Consider the following 23258-nt stretch of genomic DNA (forward strand, 5'->3'; position numbering starts at 1 on the left):
TCCAATTACTCACGTTTAAGCTTTTGGTATTCCTCATAGAACTCCCGGAGCGTTAAAAACCTCGCACCGTTATCGAGATGGAACTCAATCAGCTTTCTGAGCTTTTCCAACGCCCCTTCCCCGGTCCCGAACCAGCAGTCGGGCCTCAAGCGCTTGGGCATCCTCACGAACTCCCAGGGATGGAAGATGTACACGACTGGACTCTCAAACTTTCTGTGAAACCTCTCCTGTATCCCCCACGGGAGGCGCGTGACTATAGAGGTCGTCGTGGCGGGAACTTCGAGAACGCCGTTGATTTCGGTAACCCCTTTGCGCCAGCCCTTGTGGCGGGCCTTGGTTGAGTCAACCCTAAAGCCGAGCTCGGCCAGGATGTGGTAGTAGCTATCCGGAAACTGGAAGTTGGGGGCGCGGAAAGAGACCGGCTCGGAAAAGCGGGAGAGAATCTCTTTAGCCTCTTCAAGCCTGCGCTTTGCCTCCTCAAAGGAAAGCCGGTCAAAGCGTTCGTGCTCAAGACCGTGACAGCCGAGTTCATGCTTTTTTCCAGCGCGCTCCGCCAGCCCCGGGAATTCCTCCGCGATTCTGCCGGTGAAGAGAAAAGTCCCTTTTATCCCAAACTCCTCAAGGAGGTCCATAACGCGAGGGAGGCCCTCCTTCATGCCCCGCCTTGTCTCTGCGAACGGTGGGCAGTCATGCTCAACGTCGAAGGTCAGTATTACCGTCTTAGCCATTCTCCGCCACCTCGTCGAGGACCTCCCGGTAGAGCGCCACTATTCTTCTCACGACGACGTTCCAGTCGTAGACCCTCTCGACCCTCCTCTTCCCGAGACGGCCGAGGCGTTTCTCAACGCTCTGGTTGCCAAGGACGAGGTTTATTGCGTTGGCGAGCTCCCGGGCGTTCCCGGGCGGGACGAGCAGACCGCAGCCGTCTATTATCTCGGGGATTCCACCGACCCTCGTCCCGATGACCGGCGTCCCGCTGGCCATTGCCTCGAGCAGGACTATTCCAAAGGCCTCGCTCAGGCTCGGAAGGACGAAGACGTCGCTCGCGCGGTACAGTACGGGGAGCTTCGAGTACTCGACCATGCCGAGGAACCTGACCCTGTCAGCGACCCCGAGGAGCTTTGCCCTCTCCCTTAGGAGGGGAAGCATGCTCCCCTGGCCTGCTATCAGGAGGGTTCCGTCCACGTGCCTCATTGCGTTGATGAGCGTGCTCACGCCCTTCCTCGGTTCCAGCCTGCCCACGTAGAGGATAACCCTCTCCACGAGGCCCATCTTCTCCTTGGCTTCCTCCTTTGAGAGTGGAATGTCAAAGAACCCGACGTTAACCCCGTTCTGGATTACCTCAACCGGAACCCGGGTAAAACGCCTTATGAACTCTTTCGAGGCCTTGCTGACGGCTATTATCCTGTGGGGGTTGCGGAGGTAGTATTTGAAGTAGGGAAAGGTCATCCTGGCAAGGGCGCGTATTGCGGAGGAATTCTCGTAGTTAATGCTGTGCGTCGTGATTAGGGTTGCTTTTCCCACCTTTCTCCCTGCGGAGACGGCTTTAAGCGCCAAAGGCGTGAAGGCGTGTTGCCCGTGAACGACCTCGTAATCCTTTATGTAAGGAATCATGCTCGTCGCGTTGTGGGAGAATACACTCATGTTTATGCCAACGCTCCCGAGGGTGTACCCGGGAACCTTGATTAAATCTATCCCCTCCCTCTTCAGCTCGGCCTCCTTGCCCGTCTCGCGGTCGTTCGTGATTATAGCGACCTCGTGTCCAAGCCCCCGCAGGTAGAGCGCGAGGTCGTGCATGTGAACCGCGACGCCGCCGAGCTTTGGGTAGTACCAGTCGCTCACTAGCGCGATTTTAAGGCTCTCCATACTTCCCTTCCCCCGGATGTGAGGAGCACCATCAGTCCCGATAGGCTACCCAACACATAGGAGATAAACCTTTCGAGTACCACAACCGAAACGGCCAGTGTTGGGGGAAGGCCAAAGTATGTGAGTGTTCCGACCAAGCCACCCTCGACAACCCCAATCCCGCCGGGAGTGAAGGCGGCGATGCCAAGTATGAGGTTAACCACCGACACGAACACCAAGATGGGGAGGGAGACATTCAACCCAAAGGCCAGTGTGATTAGTTTGAGCCTCAAAACGTCAAGAATCCAGACGAGGGAACTGGCCCCGATTCCAACTAGGTTGACGTTGCTGCATTTTCTAAGGGCAACTATTCTCTCCCGTTCCTCCTTTGAGAGGTCTACCCGAAAGACACGAAGGGTGAGCTCTATGAACCTCTCCCACTTCATCCATATAAGGGCAAGCCCTACCATGAGGGGCATTAACACCAGCGCTTCTGAAGTCGTGAAGTACAGAAAACCAACGGCTACCATAGCCATGACAGGTATTGACTCAAGTATCCTCTCGTAGATTATGGTAACGGCCGAGATTCCCATTGGGACTCCCCGAAGTTTGGAGACCCACAGCATCCTGAGAAGCTCACCCCCACCTCTGCTCATCGGAGTTATGTTGTTCATGAAGAGTCCCGCCAGGTTTGCCTTGAAGAGCTCACCCAGGGGGACGTCAACGCCGGTTCCCTTGAGAACATACTTCCAGCGAAGGGCGAAGAGGAGAACACTCGCATAATACGTGGCGATGGCGAGAAAGAAGTAGTGCCAACTCGCGCATCTCACTTGCTGAATGCCGGTCAGCACTTCCATTTTGATACTACTGAACATACGGAAGTCCTTCCATGTCAGCGGTTATAAACCTTCTGGTGGCTCAGGTGCTCCCAACCAAGCCTAGGAAGGCATTTTTTAGTCCCGTTTGCCACCGAGTAAACGCCCTTTTGATTAGTGACGACACCGATGACCGAAAACTCAAAATCAATGCTATCCACGATGTCCGGTGGAACCGTGAAGGCCAGCTCGAACTCCTCCCCGCTCGCGAGGGCGACCTCCACCGGGTCGAGGCCCAAAATTTCCGCCACCTCCTCAACGCCCTCGCCGATGGGTAGTCTCTCCGGATAAACCTCGAGTCCAACACCGCTCATCTCCGCGAGGAGGTAAAGCTCCTTCGCGAGGCCGTCGCTGATGTCTATCGCCGAGCTGGCCACCTTTGAGAGCGCAATCCCCTCCTCAACCCTCGCCCTTGGCTCAAGGAACTTCTCATAGAGGACCTTCCTGACGGCGTCGCTCACCTCGAGCCCGTTCTTCCAGACGAGGTAGCCGGCCAAAGCCCTCCCCAGGTCGCCGGTGACGCAGAGCAATTCACCCGGCCTCGCTCCAGAGCGCGTGAGGGGTCTCTCGGCAAGCCCCAGAGATATACCGTCTATTATTAGGTCGTCGGCCTCGTTGGTGTCGGCGCTCAGAACCGGGAGGCCGTAGAAGTTGAGGGCCTCACCGATTCCCCTCGCAATCCCCTCAAGGTAGTCCGAATCCAAATCCCCTGGAATCCCGAGCGAGAAGAGAAAACCTATTGGCCTTGCCCCCATCGAAGCTATATCGCTCACGTTCATCGTTACTGCCTTGAAGCCGACCTGCTCGGGAGTCATTATATCGGGCACGTCCGTTTTCCTGACGAGCATATCGTTGGTCGCGACGAGCCACTTCTCACCGAGCTTCAAGGCACCGGCATCGTCCCCGAGTGGCAGGTCACCCTGCCGGTTGAGGTGCCTGAGGAAGAGGTCTATGATTTCGGATTCCCTCATTTGAACTCACCCGGCTTAAGATTTTGAAGCAGTGGTTGTGTCAAGTAGAATCCTCATACCTCACTTCCCTCACGGCCCTGATTACGTCTTCCCTCGTGATTTCAAGGGTCTTTGCGAGTTCCTCACCCTCTTTGAAAACGTCCTCAACACTCAGCTTCTTCATCACGATGTAGCCGTTTTTCTCTATCACGACAAGATAATCCCCGTTCCGTATCCCAAGGGCATCGCGGATTTCCTTGGGTATGACGACCTGCCCCTTGGTGGATACCTTCACCACCTCCACTCCCATCACCGTAGGAATTTCCTACTTTCTTACTTATTACCCTTTCGGGCAAACTTGCCAATCACGTTTAGCAACTTTTCACGAATCCTGCCAATCTCACCTGGCAACCTTGAGGAAGTCCGTTATGCTCCTCTGCCTCGGCCTCTCGGTCTCCTCGGGAATTTCTACCTCAACGCTCTCAAGGTCTTCAACCCTCGCCTTTCTAATCTCCTCTGGGAGCTTTATCTCCCCGTATTTCCCGCCACCGCCGGGGATAACGATGAGCTTCCCGTTGCGGTAGGCCCATACGGCTTTAGCTACCTCCTCGTGGACATTTGCAAGTTCCTTAACGGGAACGTCGACGAGAACCCTAATCTCGCTCCCGAAGTCCCTCAAAAAGCGCTCCCATATCAGCCGAACGGCTTTGGTCTCAACTCCTTTGCCGATGACCATTGAGATAATCTCGGCGAGGGGAGCGAGGCGCAGGTAAGGCGGTCTGTCCTTCGGCCTCTCTTCCGTATCCGCCAGCTCGAGTATTCTGTCGCGAACTCCCTTCTTTATCCGACCACCGCACTTGGGGCACTTCCACTTGAAGGCCTTCGCCTCGCCGAGGGAGTATTGGGCGTAACAGCGGGAGCAGGCCGTCAGGTGGTACTTCCCAAGCCTTGGGTCGAGACCAGCGTTCAGGACGATTCTCCTTCCGCCGCGCCTTAGAATCGCCTTCCGGACTTCCTCAAAGGTAACCTCCTCAACCTCAAAGCGGTTGAACTCCCGCCCAAGGCGGTGGGGCATCGGCGAATGGGCATCGCTGTTGCTGAGATAAGTGAGCCTGTGGTGGGCCTTTATCATATCGGCCATCTCGCTGTCGGCAGAGAGGCCGAGCTCGAGGAAGTGAACCCTCGCGTTTCCATATGCCTCCTTCAAGCTGTCGTACTCCTTGTAGAGGCTCGTCCAAGGGGTGAAGGCGTGGGCCGGGCCGATTAAAATATCGAGGTCGTTGGCTATATCCGCTATTTCAGCCGCGGAGAGGCTCAGGTGGGGCCTGCCCTCGGTCTCGATGTCGTTTGAGTACTTCCCAAGGATTTCCCTCATCTCGCGGACAGTTTCTATGCTCGGGAAAATCAGGACGTGGTGAACCCTCCTGTTGTCCTCGACCTCCGCCGTGAGAAGGAAGCGAATCCCGTTGAGCTCGTAAGTCCCTTCATCGACTTTCTTGGCGTATCTGAGGAGCTCTGCTTCCCAGTGGGGGTTGAGAATGTCACCCGTTCCAACGAGACCGAGACCCTTGAAGCGCGCGTTTTGGGCTAAGTTCGGTATCGTCATCGCCTTCGAGACGGCTTTGGAGTAGCGGGAGTGAAGGTGAAGGTCGGCATCTACTAACATCTCACCACCGCCCAAAGTTTTCGGGGCCTCTAAAAAACCTTCTCCCAAACGCTTATAACCCGGATTTTGGAGTTGGAAACGGTGAAAGACATGAAGGTTGAGGGATTCGTTGCCTCTCTGAGAAACGCCGAGACAATCGGTGAGCTCTTCAAGATACTTCAGGAGAAGGGAGCCCCAATAGTCGAGCTCGACGGTCAGAGGTTCCTCATCGTCGTCGAGGGCGACTTCGAGGGAAGACCCTTCTGGACCGAGATAAACGGTGAGAGGGCCAACCAGGCCTTGGGTGATGCGATGCTCAACTCCTCCAGCTTCCCCTTCAAGTGCAAGAAGCCCTACACCGGCGGAAACGTCATCTTCGTGAACTTCGACGACATTGAGGTCGGGAAGTTCCTCGTGGCCTACCGCGACCCGGACTACGGAATATTCTACCTCGTCGAGAACGGTGAGGCCAGGGAGATAACAGGGGAGGAGTACGAAAAGCTCAAGGCCGAGATGCCCGAGTTCAAAGTGAAGTCCATGAGCGACGAGCAGATGGACATGATGGGAGCCTTCTTCGGTTGAGGACTATGAACGGGGAGTGGGACCTCGGGAAGTACGTCAGAAAATGGTCAATCCTCCTCGGGATAGCCGCAATAGCGGGCTTAGTTGGTGGGCTTGGTGCTTTGGCCTTCCGCCTGCTAATCGAGGCCATCCACTCCCTGTTTTTCACTTCCATGCTTCCAAGGATTTCCTACGAGTTTCACGGGGTCAACCTCGGGTACATTCTCCTCCCTGTGTTCGGCGCGCTCCTGATAGCGCCGATGGTGAAGAAATACCCCGAGTTACGGGGAAACGGTGTCCCCGAGGTCATCGAAGGCATAATCTTCAAGAGCGGTAAGATTGGTGCGAGGCTCGCTTTTCTGAAAACCCTTGCAACTGCGATTTCCATTGGTTCTGGAGCACCGCTCGGCCGTGAAGGCCCGGCCGCGTTCATAGGTGCCGCGCTCGATTCAGCTTTGGCGGAGAAGCTCCCAAAACCGCAGGCGAGGAAGCTCATAACGACCTGCGGCCTGGCAGCTGGAATCGCGGGAACTTTCAACACACCCCTTGCAGGTGCAATGTTCGCCCTTGAGGTCATCTATATGGGAGCGATAACGATAAACCTCGTTCCGATATTCGTATCCGCTATAATAGGCAACGCCATAACCCTCGTGGTTCTCCACAATCCGGCTCGCTTTCCGGTTCTGAATCCCAACATCAGCGTCCTCGCGGGGATTCCCTTCTACTTCCTCCTCGGCGTCGTTCTTGGTCTCATCGGATACGCCTACACGAGGGCCCTTTACATGGCAACCGACGCCTTCGACCGGTTCTCCAAAAAGTATCCCTTCGAGCTCCGCCTGTTAATTGGCGCCCTGGGAATCGGCCTAATCGGAATGCTCCTGCCCCGCGATGGCATCTTTGGAATCGGCTTTGGCGGCATAAAGGACGCCCTCCTTGGAAAGTTCGCCCTTGAGACGCTAATCATTCTCGCGCTGGCGAAGATGACAGCAACGCTTTTGGCGATAAGCTCTGGTTTTTCCGGCGGAATCTTCGCCCCGAGCCTTTTCATAGGTACGATGCTCGGTTCCGCCTTCGGAACCATAGTTTCTCACTTCGTCCCGGCAAACGTCGAGGCCTACGCCTTGGCGGGAATGGCCGGCTTCTTCGCGGCGGCCACGCAGGCCCCTCTGACCCAGATAATAATGATAACCGAGATGTCCGGAACCTACGCCTACTCCCCGGCTGTGGCCCTGACTTCCGTCGTTGCGTTCCTGACGGCAAGGGCCTTCTTCAAGGGCTCCTCCATCTACACAATCAAACTCGAACGCAAGGGAATCAAAGTCAAAACTGGAAGGCCATTAATCCTTGAAACGATAGCGGTTCACGAGATAATGAGCACGAGGGTCGTTAGAATCAACGCAAAGAGACCCCTCATGGAAGTTGAGCGCATAATAGCATCGACCGGCCACGATTTCCTTCCCGTTGTGGACGATGAGGGCAGGGTCATAGGAATAATAGGGGTCCCGGACATACTGGGCAAATCAACGTCCATCAAAAAGCTTCCTGTCGAGAGGTTTATGAGGAGGAACTTCGCGGTTGTAACGCCGAGGGAAACCGCGCAGGACGCTCTGGAGAAGATTCTGATGAACGACCAGAACCTTCTTCCGGTGGTGGATGAGAACGGAAAGCTCCTCGGAGTCGTTACGAAGAAAGACATCTACCGCGCGTATTATCACGCCATCGAGGGCATATACCTCTGGTGAGTGGTTCAACCTTCTATACATAAAAGCCAATTTCCGGGCTCTTTTTCCGAAACTCTATCGTTAGAGCGGCCTAATTCTTAAAAATGCCCGGGGAAAGCTTTAAAATCTGGATGACGACACGATGAACGAAGAAACAAGGAGGCGATACCATGGCAGTGGACGTCATTGCAAGGGTCCTTGTCGCGGTGCTGGGTTCAGGAATAATCGCCATGCTGATAAGCAGGCGCTACAACATCTCATACGTCCCGCTCTTCATAATCGCGGGTATGATACTCGGTCCGATAGCAACTCTGATGCCGAGAAACGTTGCCCACGAGCTTTTTGATTACGTCCGTGTCTTCGGTCTGGTCATGATTCTGTTCACGGAGGGACACAACCTGAGTTGGAAGCTGTTGAAGAGAAACCTGCCAACGATAGCAACCCTCGATACGGTTGGGCTCCTCATCACGGCTCTTCTGTCGGCCTGGTTCTTCTCGTTCGTCTTCCATGCGCCGTTTCTCATCGGCTTCCTCTTCGGTGCCATCATAAGCGCAACCGACCCGGCAACGCTCATCCCTCTGTTCAGGCAGTACAGGGTCAAGCAGGACATCGAAACAACCATAGTTACGGAGTCCATCTTCAACGACCCGCTCGGCATAGTCCTGACAGCGGTTGCGATTGCCATGCTCGTTCCCCAGGCCAGCGGCGGGCTCTTCGCGAGCCTAAGCTCCCACATAAACGTCTACGGTGCCGCCGTGATGTACTTCCTCTATGAGGTTGCAGTTTCGATAGCGGTGGGAATCGCCGTCGGCGCCTTCGGCTACTGGTTCATCAAGAAGACCAGGATATTCGAGTTCCCGGAGATTGAGATTTTCTCACTCTTCCTGGCCTTCAGCGGCTTCATGATTGGCGAGTCGCTTCAGGCTTCCGGCTACCTCGTCGCGACCGTTACGGGAATAATCCTCGGTAACTACAAGGTCTTCAGCAGGAAGGAGAAGCCGCAGGTTCTCAACAGGGTTATGAAGGCCATTGAGAAGGAAGTTCACTTCAACGAGAGCCTCGCGGCGATTGCGACGGTCTTCATCTTCGTGCTCCTCGGTGCCAGCCTCGACCTCAAGCCCCTCGCCGAGAACCTCTGGGGAGGAATCCTTGTGGCATACTTCATAATGCTCGTCGCCAGGCCAATAGCGGCACTGCCAATCCTCAAGTGGTGGGGGCCGAAGGAGTACCTCTTCATAGCCCTTGAGGGTCCGAGGGGCGTGGTTCCATCGGCGCTCGCAGCGTTGCCACTCAGCCTCGCAATGAAGTACCAAAGCAGTACACTGACGGTTTACTGGGGAGAAGTGATTCTCGCGGTGACCGTCATAACGGTTCTCGCGTCGGTGATAACTGAGACAATCTGGGTGCCTTTCCTAAAGAGCAAGCTCCTCCAGCCGGAAACTGTGGAAGACAGGATGAGAAAGTACCAGGAAAAGAAGAGGGCAAGGGCATCATAACTTCCCCATTTTTTCCATTGCCCCGATGAAGTAGAAAAGGAGCTTTGCGGCAGTCAAAGCTGTTGGATTGCCCAGCGTTTCTCCGGCTACCTCCATAATGTCAAAGCCCGCTATTCTCTTGTTTTCCACCAGCCACTCTATTGCCTCCATCACTTCCCAGAAGCCCAGACCGCCGGCTTCGGGCGTTCCCGTCGTCGGGACAATGGCCAAGTCAAAGACGTCTATGTCCACAGAGAGGTAAACCGGTTCCGGGAGGGGCTCAACGAGTTCGACAAAAGAATCGAAGTCGTAGTCCCTCGCGTGAACCCAGCGGATTCCGCCCTTCTCTGCGAATTCCACCTCTTCCCTCGTCCCGCTCCTGATTCCGAACATTGCCTCCCTGACGCCCAGCTCCGCTATCCTCCTGGCGACGCAGGCGTGGTTGTAGGGGTTGTCCTCGTAGGAGTCGCGAAGGTCGAGGTGGGCATCGAAGACGACGTAGCTTTTGGGTCTTAAAGCCTCAACCGCTCCGAGCGTCTGGGAGTGCTCTCCGCCGAGAAGTATCGGTATCGCGTTCGGGTTCACCCGTTTGAGCTCTTCAATCGTCTCCCTGACCCTGTCAGCGGTTTTCCTCGGGTCGCCGGCGACGACCGCTATGTCGCCGATGTCCGCTATCGGGAGTTCGGCTATGTCAAGGTCGTAGTCCAGTACGTAGCTCTCAAGGTTCAGCGTCGCCTGCCGTATCAGCGTCGGCCCGAAGCGCGCTCCAGCCTTGTAGCTCGTTGTTCCGTCAAAGGGAACCCCGAGGATAACGTATCTCGCTTCCTCCGGCTCAGCGAGTGGAAACTCAAGCTTGAGGGTCTCGTAGGTGTAGAGGAACTCCATACCACCACCCGGCCCGAGATGGGGGAAGAGGTTTTAAAGCTACCTCACAATCATCACGGGCGGTTCGATGTGGCCGACGACCTCTTCGAGGAGCGAGCCTATCCTCGTCTTCCCGCTCTTCCCGTAGGCGCCCATGACCACGAGGGAGTAGTTGCCCGAGTTCGCCTCCTCAAGGATTCTGTCCTTTGCGGGGCCTTCAACGATTTTGAAGGCGCAGTTGACCCCTTCACGCTGGCCGAGCTCAAGGAGGGTCGTTAGCAGGTCCTTTATGCTCTTCTTGTTCTCCTCCCACAGGGTCTCCTCAAAGCGCTTTATTTCCTCCAGGCTTCCGCTCCGAACGCTGGCGTGGAACGCTATCGCCCGGGCTTCCCTCCTGTCGAGAACCGAGAACAGAACCACCTTGGCCTTCTTGCTCTTCGCAACGGCAAAGGCATGGAGCGCCGCCTTCTGGCTCCACTTCGAGCCGTCAACGAGTACGAGTATTCTCATGATATCACCTCACAGTCCGTACCTAACCCAGAGCATCAGACTCCCGACCGCGACGGTCGAGAACATTATCACCGCGCCGACCTTCAGGAACTCGCCGAAGGTTATCCTGACACCTTCCCTGTGAGCTATACCGATAACCACGACGTTGGCGCTCGCGCCGATGGCGGTTCCGTTTCCACCGAGACACGCGCCGAGTGAGAGCGCCCACCAGAGGGGGTAGGTGTTCATGCTCGAACCCATCGCCTTTATCAGAGGAATCATCGTGGCAGTGAGGGGAATGTTGTCAACGATTGCACTTGATATCGCCGAGAACCACGAGATTACGAATATTGCCTGTGCCTCGCTGTGTATCATGCCTATAATCTTCTCGGCGAGCGCGTCTATGAAGCCTGTCTCGACGAGGCCACCAACTATGAGGAATAGCCCACCGAAGAAGAACAGCGTAGCCCATTCGACCTTTTCTAGGGCCTCCTCGGGAGAGAAGCCGCTCCAGAGGAGCATCGTTGAGGCGCCGAGGAGCGCTATGACCGCTGGCTCAACCCCCATTGTATCGTGGAGGAAGAAGCCAAGAACTATCGCGAGGATTATTATCACCGACTTCCTGAAGAGCTCCCTGTCACGTATTGCATCGCGCTCGTCCATCCCCATTATCAGCCTCTCAATCTCCGCCCTCTTTGACGGGCTGACCTTAATCGAGTTCCTGTACGCGAAGTAGACGATGGCCACAGTCACGAACAGGTCAACGACCGCTATCGGTCCCATGTTGGTGAGGAACTCGTTGAAGCTGAGCTTCGCGGCGGAGCCAATCATTATGTTCGGGGGGTCGCCGATTAGCGTCGCGGTTCCGCCTATGTTTGACGCGAATATCTCGGCGAGCAGGAAGGGAACCGGGTTGACGTTCATTCTCTTCGTTATGTAGAGGAGCATCGGAGTGAGCAGGAGAACCGTCGTCACGTTGTCAAGGAAAGCGCTCACAACCGCGGTGACGACCGAGAACAGGAGGAGGACCTTCATGGGGTCGCCCTTTGAGAGCTTCGCCGTCTTTATGGCAATGTACTCGAAGAGCCCGCTCTCGCGGGAGACGTTCACGACGACCATCATCCCGGCAAGGAGGAGAATCGTCCCCAGGTCAAGGTACTCGGGAACCTTCTCCCAGGGCACTATGCCGACGAGCAGGATGACGCTCGCTCCGACCATCGCGGCAACTGTTCTGTGAATCCTCTCGGTTATTATGAAGGCATAAACCCCGAGGAACACTGCGAGCGCTATAATCTCCTGGGCGTTCATGCTATCACCTCAGTAAACGACTACGGGCTTCCTAATCCCCTGAACAATTCTGAAGACAACCGGACTAACCTTGTGGGTCTTCACACTCTCGGAGCCAAAGTGTCTCGATATGACGAGCAAATCCCTGCCCTCGCTCTCGGTTTCAATGAACTCAACCTTGTCGGCGAAGGTTATCTCAGCCGAGTAATCGAGGCCAAGCTCGCTCAGGGCCCTTTCCGCGAGGGTTATTATCTCCCTCCCGAGGGACTCCTCCTTTCTGCGGAACTCCTCCGCCTCCCTTTCGCCGAGGGTGTCGCGGATTAGCGCGAACAGCCCCTCGTCTATCAGGTAAACCACGTCGACCCGCGCGCCGGGGTAAGCGGATAGAACGTCGAAAACCTCGTTGGGAATCCTCCCGGAAAACCTGTCCACGACGAGGAGAATCGAAGTTATCACCGGAATCTGAAGCTCTTCCTCCGTCAGGAAGAACTCCTGATAGGCCTTCATTATCTCCTCGTAGCGCGACCCGGCGATGTTCCTGAACTTGCGTAGAATCAGCTCGCTGAAGTTAACCATAGGCCCACCCCAGAGTTTTCGAGAAGAGGAGCTTTAAAAGGTTGTGCAAAGAAAAGGGGCTCACTCGCCCCTGACCTTCTTAATCTGAATCCTGCCGAGGGTCTCCCAGTACTCGACGGTGATGCCCTCTTTGAGCTGGTCCTTGACCTCGTCCTCGACGCCGCCCTCGAAGGGAACGTCGTAGAGCTCGTAGGTCTCCATGTCCATAATCTGAACAGTATCGGGGGTTATCGCTATAACCTGTCCGACGCGCTTGTCGATAATCGGGACGTCAACTTCAGCGCTGGTCGGCTTGACGATGCTCCTGACCTTGCCGTCGAAGATTCCAACGGCCTCAATCCTGGCCTTGGCTGAACCGTGCTTTCCAGGGGAAGAAACGGTTATGTTCACAATCCTGCAGGGCTCTCCGTCGATAATTATGTACCTTCCGGGCTTGAGCTTGCTGACCTGAACCTTGGTCTTGTCTCCCATCTCACATACCTCCCGTAAGCGTTCTGGTTTGAGTTCGGGAAGGCGTTTAAAAAATTTTTGAAAAAGCTCAGCGGCGGCTCTTCAGGAGCACCCCGTTCATCAGGAGGGGCACCAGGAGAACGAGTCCGAGCACCGCGCCGAGCTTAACGGCATCGCTTGAACTCTTGAATGCGTAGTAGAGTGTAGAGATGCCCACAAATGCCAGGAAAGCCATTGAAATCGAAACAATGCCCTTCTTAGAGACCAGGTCCGACTTCAGCACGGGATATGCTTCAATCAGCGCTATTATCGCACCAACGCTGAAGGGAACTGCGAAGAACATGGTCTTGGCAGAGCCCAGTGTCATAACTATTGAAATCAATATGCCCACTATTGAAACGCCAGCGAGTCCCTTTGTTCTGCCGAGCTGCATAACCTCAGAGAGCATCTGGGTTCCCATCTCAAGGAGGACTATTATTGTGGTAAGACCCGCGAAGTAGAACGACAGGACGAGCAAGAGCGTTATGGCGCTTGCACCTGGAACGTTGCCCTTGATAATCTGCGGGATGAAGTAGAACACCTTGATTGACTGCGGAAGTGGGGTCGTGCTGTTGGTGGCGTAGGCCTGAAGGGCTCTGAACTGGGAGTACATCTTGTAGGTCTCTTCGACGCTAAGGTTGGGGTTGTGAACACTCTTCTCAAAGGCCTGGAACGCGGGGCCGAGGGAGTACGCCATTGTGTAAGCGGCGGCGAAGCTGAGGACTATCTGAAGGAAGAACACCCCTATTAGAACGCGCCTGAAATCAAGGTCTTCGGGAGCAAAACTGCCGAGAACGTAGTAGACTCCAGCACCAAGACCGAAGGCTACAATAACCGAAGCAAGGAGCATAATGACGCCCTCAAAGGTGAGTGGCTGGCTGAAGGAGGTTATGCTCGAAACAGCCTGGTTCATGTAATACTTCGCCTGCTCGGATGTGACAACGCTCATGGCCTTGCTCCTGATGAGGAGTGTTGAAACAATGGTGAACAGAATCATGAGGACTGATATTCCAGATATGAACTCAAGGGTTCTGCCCTTAGCGAGCATGAGGAGAAGTGCCGCGAGGAGTATTGTTAGAATGGCCAGGGGAACCGTGTACTCGGTGTTGCCTCCAAAGAGATACACAAGACCCCAGCCCGAGGCGTAAGCGGTGACACCAAGGATTACAAGCAGGAACATCAGTAGCGTGAATATAACAGCCGGAACCCTCGCAACTTTGAAGAGGAGCTCGTAGATGAGGTACCTTGTCTTCTTGGTGCTTTGAGCCTCATTGTATGCCAGGAACAGCGCAACGACAGCCGGAACCAGCGAAATCAGGAATCCCTTGAGACCAAAGACCATGTAGTACTTTGGAACCACTAGAAAGCTCCACACACCGAGGATATAGCCCGTAATAAGCAGGGCCATCATCACGTTTACCTTCCTCATTGCAAGCACCCCCATATTTTAGAACGTTCAAAGCGGGATGTAATAGATTGTATAAAAACATTGTGCATAGGGAACGCGGAGAAGGATGGGAATAAGTTCAAAAGTTCAGGAACGCTTCAAAATTGACCAGCACCTCGTTAACGATAGTCCACGCCATCAGGGGCTCGCGGTAGAGGCTAACCTTTTTCCCCTCGACCCTGCTCCTGAAGTCCCCGTGCGGGAAGCCACCAACGATGACAAGCGGGTTCTCAAGCCCCGCCAGAACCTTTCCGAAGTCCCTCGGCTTCATTAGCTCCCCTTCCTCGTGCATCACGAAGACCCCGTCGGGACCAATTTCTTCCACGAGCTCACCCAGCGTTTTCTTCTCGATGCGGAGTAGAGCTAAATCCTTTGGAACGACCCCGTTCTTGAAGAGGCTCTCCATTAAGCCCAGGAAGCGGTTGTAGTTCCTTGGAAGCCTCGTCTCTGGCTTTATGTATATCACCTCGTCGTTCCTCGTGTGGACGTAAACGCGGAGCTTCCCCTCCTTGTTGGCTATGCTCTCTAAGGCGTTGAGGAGGCAGATGTGCACTATGTCCGGTCTTCCGCGCCTCTCACCGTCTTCGAGCTTCCTGAGCGCCGCGTGGTGGTAACTGCTGTCAAGTATCACTTCCTCCGGCTTCTTGCCCCTCCTCCTCGCGTAGTTCACAACGGCGGGATGCTCCACTATCGATTTTGGCACGAGCTCAAGCTCCGAATCAGCTATCACCAGGTGAAGCATTCTCATCCCTCCTCGGCTTTATTCCCCTCTCCTCAAGGTCGTCGAGAATTCTCCTGAAGGTGTCTATGCGCATGCCGAGAATCTCGGGCGGAATGACGCCGAAGATGCAGCTTCCCTCGGCTACAAGCCTCGCTATGGCGGAGGCGGTGTAACCCGTTACGCGCGCCATCGAGGTGAATTCCCTCTCCTCATCGTAGAGGGTATAGCTTATCGTCCTTCCGGGCTCGCTTCCGATAACCCTCATAATCGAGAAATCGGGACTCTCATAGGTCATCAGCGGGGTTATAACCTCGAGCGTCTTGTCAACGTGTTCCTCCTTGAAGAACCCAAGCTCCCTTAAAACTTTCATCTTCTCAAGGTGTCCCGGCCAGCGGAGCGTCCACTCCTCAAGTTTTTCAACCCTCACGCTCTCAGGCAGGCTCCTCAAACCATCGCTCGGGAAGGCCTCGAAGGTGAAGCCCTCTATTTCAACGGTCTTAACCTCCGAGAGCGGGTCTATCCCCTTAACTTCGCCGTCCCGTATAACCCGCGCTGGCCGGGTATACTCTTCAATTAAATCCTTAGGTGACCATGTAATTCTGTAATAAAGTGGCGGTCTCGGCTCCTTTGGAAGGCCTCCAACGTAGATGTAGCCCTCGCTCATGTCGTCAAGTTCGTTCCAAATTCTGCCCATCAGAATGTGGCTCAGCCCGGGGGCGAAGCCCGCATCGAATATCACCGTAACCTGTGCGTTTTCAGCTTCCTCGCGGAGTTCGAGCGGATTTTCTGGCATAAACGAGACATCTACCATGTCAACGCCGGCCTTTATCGCGGCTTTGATTGATGAATAGCCGAAGCGACCGGGCAGTGCGCCAATAACGAGCTCGAATCCTTTCATTGTCTCAACGAGCCTGTCGAAGCGAGAGGCATCGAGCTTGAGCGGTGTGGCGAACTCAGAGACGGCCCTCAATCTGTCCTCGCTTAAGTCTGCGACGTGGACGTCAAACTCGTCCCTCAAATCCCACGCTATGGCCCTTCCAACGTTTCCGGCGCCGAGAACGAGAACCTTCATTTTGGACACCGATTCGCTTTACTCGGGAACCCTTAATAACCTTCTCGGGGGCGGAAAGCGTATATACACCAAGCCCCAATTAACGTACAGTGCTTCCGATGCTCGGCTTCCTGAGGAGGAGAAAGCTTAGAAAGCTCAGGCAGAAGGCTGACGAAACCCTCGTCATGCACATAGGGGACACACCGGAGAGCGTTTACCGGTTCATCGAGGAGCTCATAGACGAGTACAAGCCCGATGTGATAATCCACACCGGCGACTTGGTGGACAACGTCAAGCTCGAACGGAGGCCCGACCTGAAGCCAGCCTACGAGGCCGGCCTGAGGAAGCTCGCGCGGATTCTCAAGGGTTCCGGCGCCAAGCTCTACATCGTACCCGGCAACGAGGACGACCCGGAACTCTTGAGGCGGTTCTTTGGGGAGAACCTGGTTGAGCCGGGAAGCGTCGTCGAGATTGGCGGGAGGACCTTCGCCCTCGGCCACTGCTGGAGGGACGTTGCCGATAAAGATGCCGACTTCAAGCTCTACGGCCACAACTTCAAGGTCATCTCGAAGGGGTTGAACGCTGTTCTCGGCGTCAACTTCATCTTCCTGCCGAGCGGGAGAGTTGTGAAGGTGGACTACCCCGTGGGAACCGACACCGCTCGCGGTTACAGGCTCAGGAGGGGGTTGTGATGAGATTGCTTCGCTTTGGGCCCTCAATTATCTTCCTGAGGACTCCACACAGAGAAGCCCTCGAATCAGCAATCGGGGAGCTTTTTGGCGTCGAAAAGACTTCAACTGACATCGCGATAAAGGAGAGCAGTGAATTTGAGACCGTGCTTTTCGTCACGGACGAGTGGAAGAAGGAGACCATTCCCCCCGAGAGTGCGTTCCTCATAAGGTGCCACGCTCCGGCGGTTCTGAGCAGAATAATAAACGCTAACCTGCCCGTCGAGAAGGTTCACGTTGAGAGCGCGATAATATTCCTCAGGGTTCCGGAGAGGGTCGAGGAAGGGCTCAGGTTGATAGCCGAGAAGTACGGCGGGGAGGTTATGGACATAAGAACCGCCCTCGACGAGGGGGAGGCGATGGACACCATAATAGGCCTGACGAGGAAAAAGCTGAGCTCACCGATAGGGCCAGAAGACGTGGAAGGGGCAGTCCTCGTGAGAAAGGATTTTCTAAGCGTTTATCGGGAACTGCTCATGGACACTCCCCTGCTTCTCCTCAAGCTCCTGCCCGAGTGGAACGAGATAACGATAAAGCTCTACGACACGGCGAAGCGCTACGAGGAGAACATTGAGAGACTCATGCTCGTCATAGAGAACCTCGACCTCGGTTTCATCGTCGGTGAGGGCTGGGACTGGGACTACCCGAGGCCCTTCATGCGCGTTCCTGTCTACAGGCTCAAGCTCCTGACGTGGGAAGACCCGCTCCGCGTGAAGTTCCTGCTGAAGGGGCTCGAATACAGGGGCTACAAGAGGCTCTGCGACATAGACGTTTTCGTCGAGGGCAAAAAGATAGACTGGGTGAAGCTCGGAAAGTTCAATTCAAAGTTCGAGCTGGCCGAGAAGGCGCGGGAGGAACTGGAAAAGATGCTAAGCGACGATGTCAGGGAAAAGCTCCACGAGATAGAGGAGAGGCTCCTTGGGGAAACGGGCGAAGAAGCGGAGAAGGCTAAAGCTTCCTGAGCTTCGCGACGAAGAAACCGCTCGTCCCGTGTTTATCAGGATAGAAGCGCCTCGCCTTCTTTATTTCCTCGCTCAGCTCGATTCCGAAGGGCTTCGTTAAGGCAGGTTCGCCGTAGCGGAGGGGAAGCAGCTCGACGTCGAAGTTATCGAGAACCCACTGGATTACGAACTCGTTCTCCTCCGGCTCGAGCGAGCAGGTGGAGTAGACCAGAATTCCGCCCTTCTTGAGGACGCTCAAAGCCTTCTCAAGCATCTTCATCTGGAGGTTCTGGCAGAACTTCACATCTTCCATCGTCCTGTTAGCTTTCCGCTCGGGGTTCTTGTGTATCGTTCCCGAGCCGGTGCACGGTGCATCGAGGAGGATTTTATCAAACTCAACGCCAAGCTCGTCTATGTAGAGCGAAGAGCGGTGGAAGAGAACGGTGTTCGTAACGCCGAGGCGCGAGAGGTTTAAGCGGGTCTCCTTCAATCTGTCTTCACCGACGTCGAAGGCGTAGATAATGCCCTCGTTTTCCATTAGCTGGGCCAGATAGCTCGTCTTTCCGCCAGGGGCTGAGGCCATGTCCGCGACTACCTCTCCGGGCTTTGGTTCGAGGGCAACGGGAGGATACATCGAGCTGGCCTCCTGAATGTAGAGGAGACCGCTCAGATACTCGGGCGTGGAGGTAATTGAGAAGGGTTCTCTCGTCAGGCAGAAGCCCTCCCTCGCCCAGGGGACCCTCTTAAACTGAAAGCCCTTCTTGTTGAGGAGCTTGGTGAGCTTAGGAACCTCTATTCGTAGGGTGTTTACGCGGAAGCACCTCGGCAGGGGCCTTTCCATGGCCTCGGCGATAGCTAAGGCCCTCTCACCCCAGAGCTCGTAATAGCGCTCCGCGAAGGTTTTGGAGTAACCGAGGCTGAAGAGCTTTTCGAGCATGTGGGGAGTTGGGGGGAGGGTTTAAAAGGTTCCCCGTTTGTGAAACAAGACTTTCACAAACTGCACATTTTATGAAAGCTCACTTTCATAGATTGCACCATTTACGAAAGCCCGCTTTCACAACGGACAAAAACCGTTCAATAGAGGGACAAAGAGAGAAAAGGGCTTCAAACCTTTATTCCACCCATGACGAGGGCCATAACGGCCTTCTGGGCGTGGAGCCTGTTCTCGGCCTGGTCGAAGACGACGCTGTTCGGGCTGTCTATGACGTCGTCGGTAACTTCTTCGCCCCTGTGGGCGGGGAGGCAGTGCATGAAGATGTAGTCGGGCTTGGCGTGCTTGACGAGCTCCTTGTTGACCTGGAACGGCTGGAATATCTTCCTTCTCTCCTCGGCCTCGGCTTCCTGGCCCATGCTCGCCCAGACGTCGGTGTAGATGACGTCCGCGTCCTTGACGGCCTGAACCGGGTCGTGAAGGAGCTCGAACGAGCCACCGCTCTCGGCCGCGTTCTGCTCGGCCCACTTAATGACCCTCTCGTCGGGCTCGAAGCCTTCAGGAGTGGCAACGACGACGTGGGCTCCGAGCTTGGTTCCGGCTATCATGAGCGAGTGAGCCACGTTGTTTCCGTCACCGACGTAGACTATCTTGAGGCCCTGAATCCTGCCCTTCTTCTCGAGTATGGTCTGGTAGTCGGCTAAGGCCTGGCACGGGTGGGAGAAGTCGGACAGACCGTTGATGACCGGGACGCTCGCGTACTTGGCGAGGTCCTCAACGTCCTTGTGGTCAAAGACCCTCGCCATTATTCCGTCGACGTACCTGCTGAGGACGCGCGCGGTGTCGGCGATGGTCTCACCGCGCCTGAGCTGAAGGTCATTGGCGTTGAGGTAGAGGCCGTAGCCACCGAGCTGGTAGATTCCAACCTCGAAGGAAATCCTTGTTCTGGTCGAGGGCTTCTGGAAAATCATGGCGAGCGTTTTGCCCTCGAGAACGCGGTGGGGCTTTCCAATCTTGTTCCAAATCTTCATCATCTCGGCGGTCTTGAGAATAGTCTCAATCTCCTCCCTCGTGAAGTCCTGGAGGCAGAGAACGTCCCTTCCGGCAAGGCTAACCACCATGTGCATCACCGTTTAAGGCTGTTCCCTGAATTTAATAACCCTTTCGTCGGAAAAACATCGGTTTTCCTGAAATTATTTGAAGTCATCTCGTTCCTTCCTTTCCAAACGTAGACTTAAACTGGCGAGAAGGGACACTAAATAAACCCCTCCTTTAACTCCCCCGCGTCAAAGCAAACCTAATAAGGAGGAGCACCTTTGCCCGTTGGTGATTCTCGGCATGAGTGGAATCAGGGTCAGGCTCGTCAATTATACGAAAAAGCCCCTTGAAACCGTCACATGGTCGGCCCTCATAAGCTACTGGGACGAATGGGAGAGCGAGGCCTTCGAGCGAACCACCGAGAAGGATGTTGAGATGCACCTCCCGAGGGTTCTCGGCTACGGCCACGAGTCAATACTTGAACACGCGGTCCTGACGTTCTCGATTGAGGGCTGTTCTCGTGTTTGTTCGCATCAACTTGTCCGTCATAGAATAGCAAGTTATACCCAACAGTCACAAAGATACATAAAACTAAACCCAAATGATGTTGAAGAGACCTTTGTAATCCCCGAGAGCATCAAGGAGAAACCGGAGCTTTACGAAAAATGGAAAAAGCTGATGCGCGAAGCCATCGAGCTCTACGAGGAGAGCTACAAAGCTGGAATTCATCAGGAGGACGCGCGCTTCATTCTCCCCCAGGCGGTGCGGACGAAGATAGTGGTAACGATGAACCTGCGCGAGCTGAAGCACTTCTTTGGCCTCAGGCTCTGCGAGAGGGCTCAATGGGAGATTCGCGAAGTGGCCTGGAAGATGCTGGAGGAGATTGCGAAGAACGAGGAGCTCAGACCGATTATAAGGTGGGCAAAGCTCGGGCCGAGGTGCATTCAGCTCGGCTACTGCCCGGAGAGGGAACTCATGCCACCGGGTTGCTGGAAGAGGACGAAAGAAAGGTGGGAAAAAGTTGCAAACGGCGAGTGATATTCCGTAGGTTTTAAAAACCCTTCAACTGTCTTTTCTTCGTATTTAAAAAGGGGTGGACAAACGTGAAGTCGAAGAGCTTTGAAGTTGAACTGCCGTACGGGTGGGAGACACTCCAGGTCATACTCAGCGAGCCCGAAAAGACCCTGCCGTTCTTCCCGTACTTCGAGAGCTTCCAGAACGGTCGGGTCAGGTTCAAAGTCCCGCGGTTCATCTTCAACTTCGGCTACGAGTTCGAGCTCGACGTCGGCATGGGGAGGGAGGAGGCAATCTACACCTTCAGAGGGGACAAGGGAATCCTGACGGTCACGTTCAAGATGGAGGGGCGAAAGCTCAAGGTCACGGCAAGCTGGGCGGGCTTTGGGGAGGCTTTTATGGGGAAACCCCTCGAGAACTTCGCAAAGGGCATAGCGGAGGCAATAAAGGAGTTCTGCTCCTCGATGGCATGCCCGGTGGTTAGGTTCAACGGAAGCGAGGGAGAGGTCGAGCACATAACTCCGGAGACCGCACCTGCCCTCGTCAAGAGAATCGCGATGGAGTTCGGTAAGGACTTCCTCTTAGAGGGAGAGGCGGAGGATGGAACGTATCTAGCGGTCAAGGTTCAGGACGGCAAGCTGAGGGAGCTACGGGTCAGGCACGGTATGAAGGAGTCCGTAATCGAGGCCGAGATACCGGTCATAGAGCTCGGGAGCGAGCCCTTCGAGGGCCTTCCCCTCGACAAGAAGTTCAAGATTAGGGCAAGGAAGATATGAGGGAGGTCAGCCAACGACCTCCCCGAAGGCAAAGCGTTCCTTCACACTTTTTATCTCAATCTGAACCTCTTCTCCAACCTCGGTGTTCGGCACAAAAATCACGAAGCCCTTAATCCGGGCGATGCCGTCTCCGCCCTTCCCGAGGCCTTCAATCCGAACCTTGTAGCGCTCGCCCCTCTTTACGGGGGGCTTCCTGGAGGGAAGGCTTTTCCGCTCCAACTCAGACACCACCAAAGGGTTTTCGAGAAATAGGGGGACGAGGAACTATAAAAAGCTTGCCAGAAGAAAGAGAATCCATATGGAAGCTCAAACTTCCCTCTCGACTTCCTCTATGGCCCTCTTGAGCTCGTCGTAGGCTTCTTCAAGCGATTCGGGGATGACCTTGGTGTCCGCTATTACAGGCATGAAGTTCGTGTCGCCGTTCCAGCGCGGGACTATGTGAAGGTGAACGTGGCTGTCTATTCCCGCACCGGCAACCCTGCCGAGGTTCACGCCGAGGTTGAAGCCGTCCGGGTTCATGGCCTTCTTTATCGCCCTAATCATGAGCTGGGTGAGCTTCATTATCTCGAGCAACTCTTCGTCGGTCAGCTCCTCCCAGTTGGCGACGTGCCGGTAGGGAGCGACCATCACGTGGCCGGGGTTGTATGGGTAGTTGTTCATTATGACGAAGGCGTGCTTTCCGCGGTAGAGGATTAGCCTCTCCTTGTCCCGGTTCTCCTTCGGGAAGTCGCAGAAGATACAGCCATCGTGCTTGGGTGAGCGTATGTACTCGATTCTCCACGGTGCCCACAGGACCTTCATTCTCACCACCGAAGGAAGAAAGGGAGAGGACTTAAAAACCTTACAGTTCCACGCCCGAGAAAATCAGGACGAGGTAGACGGCGTAGAGGACGAGGAAATACGCCCCGACGCGCCTGTCTATCCCGCCGGTTCTCTTCAGCGAAACTATCATCGGAATCATTGCGAAGAGCACGAGGAGGATTGTCAGCACGGAAGCCCCGGTCTGAATGGGCCTTATTACGGAGGCTATTCCAAGGACGACGAGGGCGTTCATTATGTTGGCGCCGATGATGTTGCCGACGCTTATGCTCCCGCGCTCCCTTATTGCCCCGTAGAGGGCGTTGGTCATCTCGGGGAGGGACGTTCCGATTGCGACGACGGTCGCTCCTATCACGAAGTCCGAGATTCCAAGGGCCTGGGCGATGTTCTTGCCACCGAAGACCACAGCCTCAGCACCGCCGACGAGGAAGAGGCCGAGGACGATTAGGAGAACGTAGTCGAGGGCAGTAACGTTCCCGCTCGGCTCCCAGTCGACCTCGCTCCTCGCGTGCTTCTTGAGAAGCCAGCGGAGGTAGATAGCGTAGGCAAGGAGGAGCAGAAGTCCGTCGAGCCGGCTGAGGGTGCCGTCGAGGGAGAGGAGGATTAGGAAGACGAGGGAGGCGAGCATAACGAGGGAGTTCTCGTAGGCCGATTTGCCCGCTTTCAGGGGCCTAATCATCGAAGCGAGACCTAGGATTAGGGCGATGTTGGCGAATATGCTCCCGAGGGCGTTTCCAAGGGCTATTCCGTTGACGCCCTGGTAGCTTGCGAGGGCACTCGTCGTTATCTCCGGCAACGTGGTTGAAAGGCTCACGAGGACAATGCTTATGACGAGGGGCGAGATTCCGGCCTTCCTCGCGACCTCGATTATCTTATCGGACAGTTTGTCCCCTGCAAGCACGAGAATCGCTATTCCGATGACTATTGAGAGCGTCCATACTGCGAACTCAAGCATTCTTCTCCCCCTGAACACCTTCCCGGGAGCCGTTTAAAAGGTTGCCCAACAAACTTATTA

At 55.2% G+C, this 23258-nt stretch carries 26 protein-coding genes; 7 read left to right on the plus strand and 19 right to left on the minus strand.

What is annotated here, in order from left to right; all coding sequences use genetic code 11:
* Positions 1-5: 5 nt before the first annotated feature.
* The 6 genes from E3E30_RS04580 to E3E30_RS04605 all read right to left on the minus strand — a co-directional run bounded on the left by E3E30_RS04580 (position 6) and on the right by E3E30_RS04605 (position 5336).
* Positions 6-728, minus strand: a complete 723-nt coding sequence (locus E3E30_RS04580) for a polysaccharide deacetylase family protein (RefSeq protein ID WP_167728582.1) — start codon at positions 726-728, stop codon at positions 6-8.
* Entirely contained in the window at positions 721-1866 is a 1146-nt protein-coding gene (locus E3E30_RS04585) for a glycosyltransferase family 4 protein (protein WP_167728583.1), read from the minus strand. Before E3E30_RS04585 ends, E3E30_RS04580 begins: the two co-directional genes overlap by 8 nt.
* On the minus strand, positions 1842-2720 hold the full coding sequence (locus E3E30_RS04590; protein ID WP_084606307.1) for a lysylphosphatidylglycerol synthase transmembrane domain-containing protein: 879 nt from the start codon (positions 2718-2720) through the stop codon (positions 1842-1844). The genes E3E30_RS04585 and E3E30_RS04590 overlap by 25 nt, the downstream gene beginning before the upstream one ends.
* Before the next feature lie 17 nt (positions 2721-2737).
* A complete protein-coding gene (locus tag E3E30_RS04595) occupies positions 2738-3691 on the minus strand; it encodes a thiamine-phosphate kinase (protein WP_167728584.1) in 954 nt (317 codons plus the stop codon).
* Positions 3692-3731: 40 nt separating this feature from the next.
* Positions 3732-3980, minus strand: coding sequence for an AbrB/MazE/SpoVT family DNA-binding domain-containing protein (locus E3E30_RS04600; protein WP_206205103.1), 249 nt, complete (start codon positions 3978-3980; stop codon positions 3732-3734).
* 90 nt (positions 3981-4070) lie between these two features.
* Complete coding sequence (locus tag E3E30_RS04605; RefSeq protein ID WP_167728585.1) at positions 4071-5336, minus strand: TIGR00375 family protein; 1266 nt, start codon at positions 5334-5336, stop codon at positions 4071-4073.
* 90 nt (positions 5337-5426) lie between these two features.
* On the opposite strand from E3E30_RS04605, the gene E3E30_RS04610 reads away from it, so the two are divergent.
* From E3E30_RS04610 to E3E30_RS04620, 3 genes are all read left to right on the plus strand, one after another.
* Positions 5427-5897: a hypothetical protein gene (locus tag E3E30_RS04610; RefSeq protein ID WP_167728954.1), complete on the plus strand. Its 471-nt coding sequence runs from the start codon at positions 5427-5429 to the stop codon at positions 5895-5897.
* A 5-nt stretch (positions 5898-5902) separates the two neighbouring features.
* The gene (locus E3E30_RS04615) at positions 5903-7618 is read left to right on the plus strand and encodes a chloride channel protein (protein WP_042689161.1); all 1716 of its coding nucleotides are present in this window, start codon (positions 5903-5905) and stop codon (positions 7616-7618) included.
* A 149-nt stretch (positions 7619-7767) separates the two neighbouring features.
* Positions 7768-9093, plus strand: coding sequence for a sodium:proton antiporter (locus tag E3E30_RS04620; protein WP_167728586.1), 1326 nt, complete (start codon positions 7768-7770; stop codon positions 9091-9093).
* On the opposite strand, the gene speB is transcribed toward E3E30_RS04620, so the two are convergent.
* The 8 genes from speB to E3E30_RS04660 all read right to left on the minus strand — a co-directional run bounded on the left by speB (position 9088) and on the right by E3E30_RS04660 (position 16017).
* Complete coding sequence (speB, locus tag E3E30_RS04625) at positions 9088-9957, minus strand: agmatinase (RefSeq protein ID WP_167728587.1); 870 nt, start codon at positions 9955-9957, stop codon at positions 9088-9090. The genes E3E30_RS04620 and speB overlap by 6 nt on opposite strands.
* A gap of 39 nt (positions 9958-9996) precedes the next feature.
* Positions 9997-10446, minus strand: a complete 450-nt coding sequence (locus E3E30_RS04630) for a universal stress protein (protein WP_042689154.1) — start codon at positions 10444-10446, stop codon at positions 9997-9999.
* 9 nt (positions 10447-10455) lie between these two features.
* Positions 10456-11733 carry an ArsB/NhaD family transporter gene (locus E3E30_RS04635; RefSeq protein WP_167728588.1) on the minus strand — a complete coding sequence of 426 codons (1278 nt, stop codon included), beginning with the start codon at positions 11731-11733 and terminating at the stop codon, positions 10456-10458.
* Between the two features lie 9 nt (positions 11734-11742).
* Positions 11743-12288, minus strand: coding sequence for a universal stress protein (locus E3E30_RS04640; RefSeq protein WP_167728589.1), 546 nt, complete (start codon positions 12286-12288; stop codon positions 11743-11745).
* A gap of 60 nt (positions 12289-12348) precedes the next feature.
* The gene (locus E3E30_RS04645; RefSeq protein ID WP_042689148.1) at positions 12349-12759 is read right to left on the minus strand and encodes a translation initiation factor IF-5A; all 411 of its coding nucleotides are present in this window, start codon (positions 12757-12759) and stop codon (positions 12349-12351) included.
* A 67-nt stretch (positions 12760-12826) separates the two neighbouring features.
* Positions 12827-14206, minus strand: a complete 1380-nt coding sequence (locus E3E30_RS04650; protein WP_167728590.1) for a sodium-dependent transporter — start codon at positions 14204-14206, stop codon at positions 12827-12829.
* A gap of 97 nt (positions 14207-14303) precedes the next feature.
* Complete coding sequence (locus E3E30_RS04655) at positions 14304-14966, minus strand: 16S rRNA methyltransferase (RefSeq protein ID WP_167728955.1); 663 nt, start codon at positions 14964-14966, stop codon at positions 14304-14306.
* Entirely contained in the window at positions 14944-16017 is a 1074-nt protein-coding gene (locus tag E3E30_RS04660) for a saccharopine dehydrogenase family protein (RefSeq protein WP_167728956.1), read from the minus strand. Before E3E30_RS04660 ends, E3E30_RS04655 begins: the two co-directional genes overlap by 23 nt.
* 98 nt (positions 16018-16115) lie before the next feature.
* On the opposite strand from E3E30_RS04660, the gene E3E30_RS04665 reads away from it, so the two are divergent.
* Positions 16116-16688, plus strand: coding sequence for a metallophosphoesterase (locus E3E30_RS04665; RefSeq protein ID WP_167728957.1), 573 nt, complete (start codon positions 16116-16118; stop codon positions 16686-16688).
* Positions 16688-17686: a hypothetical protein gene (locus tag E3E30_RS04670; protein ID WP_167728591.1), complete on the plus strand. Its 999-nt coding sequence runs from the start codon at positions 16688-16690 to the stop codon at positions 17684-17686. Before E3E30_RS04665 ends, E3E30_RS04670 begins: the two co-directional genes overlap by 1 nt.
* On the opposite strand, the gene E3E30_RS04675 is transcribed toward E3E30_RS04670, so the two are convergent.
* Both E3E30_RS04675 and argF read right to left on the minus strand, forming a co-directional pair.
* On the minus strand, positions 17673-18602 hold the full coding sequence (locus tag E3E30_RS04675) for an RsmB/NOP family class I SAM-dependent RNA methyltransferase (protein WP_167728592.1): 930 nt from the start codon (positions 18600-18602) through the stop codon (positions 17673-17675). The genes E3E30_RS04670 and E3E30_RS04675 overlap by 14 nt on opposite strands.
* 167 nt (positions 18603-18769) lie before the next feature.
* Positions 18770-19717, minus strand: a complete 948-nt coding sequence (argF, locus tag E3E30_RS04680; RefSeq protein ID WP_167728958.1) for an ornithine carbamoyltransferase — start codon at positions 19715-19717, stop codon at positions 18770-18772.
* 217 nt (positions 19718-19934) lie between these two features.
* Here argF and thyX point away from each other — a divergent pair, with 217 nt between their 5' ends.
* Positions 19935-20672 (plus strand): FAD-dependent thymidylate synthase, encoded by a 738-nt coding sequence (gene thyX, locus E3E30_RS04685; RefSeq protein ID WP_167728959.1) that lies wholly within the window; start codon positions 19935-19937, stop codon positions 20670-20672.
* 65 nt (positions 20673-20737) lie between these two features.
* Positions 20738-21424, plus strand: coding sequence for a hypothetical protein (locus E3E30_RS04690; protein WP_042689129.1), 687 nt, complete (start codon positions 20738-20740; stop codon positions 21422-21424).
* Positions 21425-21430: 6 nt separating this feature from the next.
* Here E3E30_RS04690 and E3E30_RS04695 read toward each other — a convergent pair whose 3' ends face one another.
* From E3E30_RS04695 to E3E30_RS04705, 3 genes are all read right to left on the minus strand, one after another.
* Entirely contained in the window at positions 21431-21655 is a 225-nt protein-coding gene (locus E3E30_RS04695) for a TRAM domain-containing protein (RefSeq protein ID WP_211233897.1), read from the minus strand.
* Positions 21656-21730: 75 nt separating this feature from the next.
* Positions 21731-22225, minus strand: coding sequence for an HIT domain-containing protein (locus E3E30_RS04700; RefSeq protein WP_042689124.1), 495 nt, complete (start codon positions 22223-22225; stop codon positions 21731-21733).
* 40 nt (positions 22226-22265) lie between these two features.
* Positions 22266-23216 carry a sodium:calcium antiporter gene (locus E3E30_RS04705; protein WP_346765896.1) on the minus strand — a complete coding sequence of 317 codons (951 nt, stop codon included), beginning with the start codon at positions 23214-23216 and terminating at the stop codon, positions 22266-22268.
* Positions 23217-23258: the final 42 nt, after the last annotated feature.

It is taken from the genome of Thermococcus sp. 9N3, from assembly GCF_012027685.1.
Classification (GTDB): Archaea; Methanobacteriota_B; Thermococci; order Thermococcales; family Thermococcaceae; genus Thermococcus; species Thermococcus nautili.

Bases quoted from the DNA above. Each gene is read 5' to 3' on its own strand.
- E3E30_RS04605 (WP_167728585.1), bottom strand. From the start codon at position 5,336: ATGTTAGTAGATGCCGACCTTCACCTTCACTCCCGCTACTCCAAAGCC.
- E3E30_RS04610 (WP_167728954.1), top strand. From the start codon at position 5,427: ATGAAGGTTGAGGGATTCGTTGCCTCTCTGAGAAACGCCGAGACAATC.
- E3E30_RS04645 (WP_042689148.1), bottom strand. From the start codon at position 12,759: ATGGGAGACAAGACCAAGGTTCAGGTCAGCAAGCTCAAGCCCGGAAGG.
- E3E30_RS04630 (WP_042689154.1), bottom strand. From the start codon at position 10,446: ATGAGAATACTCGTACTCGTTGACGGCTCGAAGTGGAGCCAGAAGGCG.
- E3E30_RS04650 (WP_167728590.1), bottom strand. From the start codon at position 14,206: ATGAGGAAGGTAAACGTGATGATGGCCCTGCTTATTACGGGCTATATC.
- E3E30_RS04580 (WP_167728582.1), bottom strand. From the start codon at position 728: ATGGCTAAGACGGTAATACTGACCTTCGACGTTGAGCATGACTGCCCA.
- E3E30_RS04600 (WP_206205103.1), bottom strand. From the start codon at position 3,980: ATGGGAGTGGAGGTGGTGAAGGTATCCACCAAGGGGCAGGTCGTCATA.
- E3E30_RS04620 (WP_167728586.1), top strand. From the start codon at position 7,768: ATGGCAGTGGACGTCATTGCAAGGGTCCTTGTCGCGGTGCTGGGTTCA.
- E3E30_RS04595 (WP_167728584.1), bottom strand. From the start codon at position 3,691: ATGAGGGAATCCGAAATCATAGACCTCTTCCTCAGGCACCTCAACCGG.
- E3E30_RS04640 (WP_167728589.1), bottom strand. From the start codon at position 12,288: ATGGTTAACTTCAGCGAGCTGATTCTACGCAAGTTCAGGAACATCGCC.
- E3E30_RS04660 (WP_167728956.1), bottom strand. From the start codon at position 16,017: ATGAAGGTTCTCGTTCTCGGCGCCGGAAACGTTGGAAGGGCCATAGCG.
- E3E30_RS04700 (WP_042689124.1), bottom strand. From the start codon at position 22,225: ATGAAGGTCCTGTGGGCACCGTGGAGAATCGAGTACATACGCTCACCC.
- argF (WP_167728958.1), bottom strand. From the start codon at position 19,717: ATGGTGGTTAGCCTTGCCGGAAGGGACGTTCTCTGCCTCCAGGACTTC.
- thyX (WP_167728959.1), top strand. From the start codon at position 19,935: ATGAGTGGAATCAGGGTCAGGCTCGTCAATTATACGAAAAAGCCCCTT.
- speB (WP_167728587.1), bottom strand. From the start codon at position 9,957: ATGGAGTTCCTCTACACCTACGAGACCCTCAAGCTTGAGTTTCCACTC.
- E3E30_RS04670 (WP_167728591.1), top strand. From the start codon at position 16,688: ATGAGATTGCTTCGCTTTGGGCCCTCAATTATCTTCCTGAGGACTCCA.
- E3E30_RS04655 (WP_167728955.1), bottom strand. From the start codon at position 14,966: ATGCTTCACCTGGTGATAGCTGATTCGGAGCTTGAGCTCGTGCCAAAA.
- E3E30_RS04665 (WP_167728957.1), top strand. From the start codon at position 16,116: ATGCTCGGCTTCCTGAGGAGGAGAAAGCTTAGAAAGCTCAGGCAGAAG.
- E3E30_RS04635 (WP_167728588.1), bottom strand. From the start codon at position 11,733: ATGAACGCCCAGGAGATTATAGCGCTCGCAGTGTTCCTCGGGGTTTAT.
- E3E30_RS04590 (WP_084606307.1), bottom strand. From the start codon at position 2,720: ATGTTCAGTAGTATCAAAATGGAAGTGCTGACCGGCATTCAGCAAGTG.
- E3E30_RS04585 (WP_167728583.1), bottom strand. From the start codon at position 1,866: ATGGAGAGCCTTAAAATCGCGCTAGTGAGCGACTGGTACTACCCAAAG.
- E3E30_RS04615 (WP_042689161.1), top strand. From the start codon at position 5,903: ATGAACGGGGAGTGGGACCTCGGGAAGTACGTCAGAAAATGGTCAATC.
- E3E30_RS04675 (WP_167728592.1), bottom strand. From the start codon at position 18,602: ATGCTCGAAAAGCTCTTCAGCCTCGGTTACTCCAAAACCTTCGCGGAG.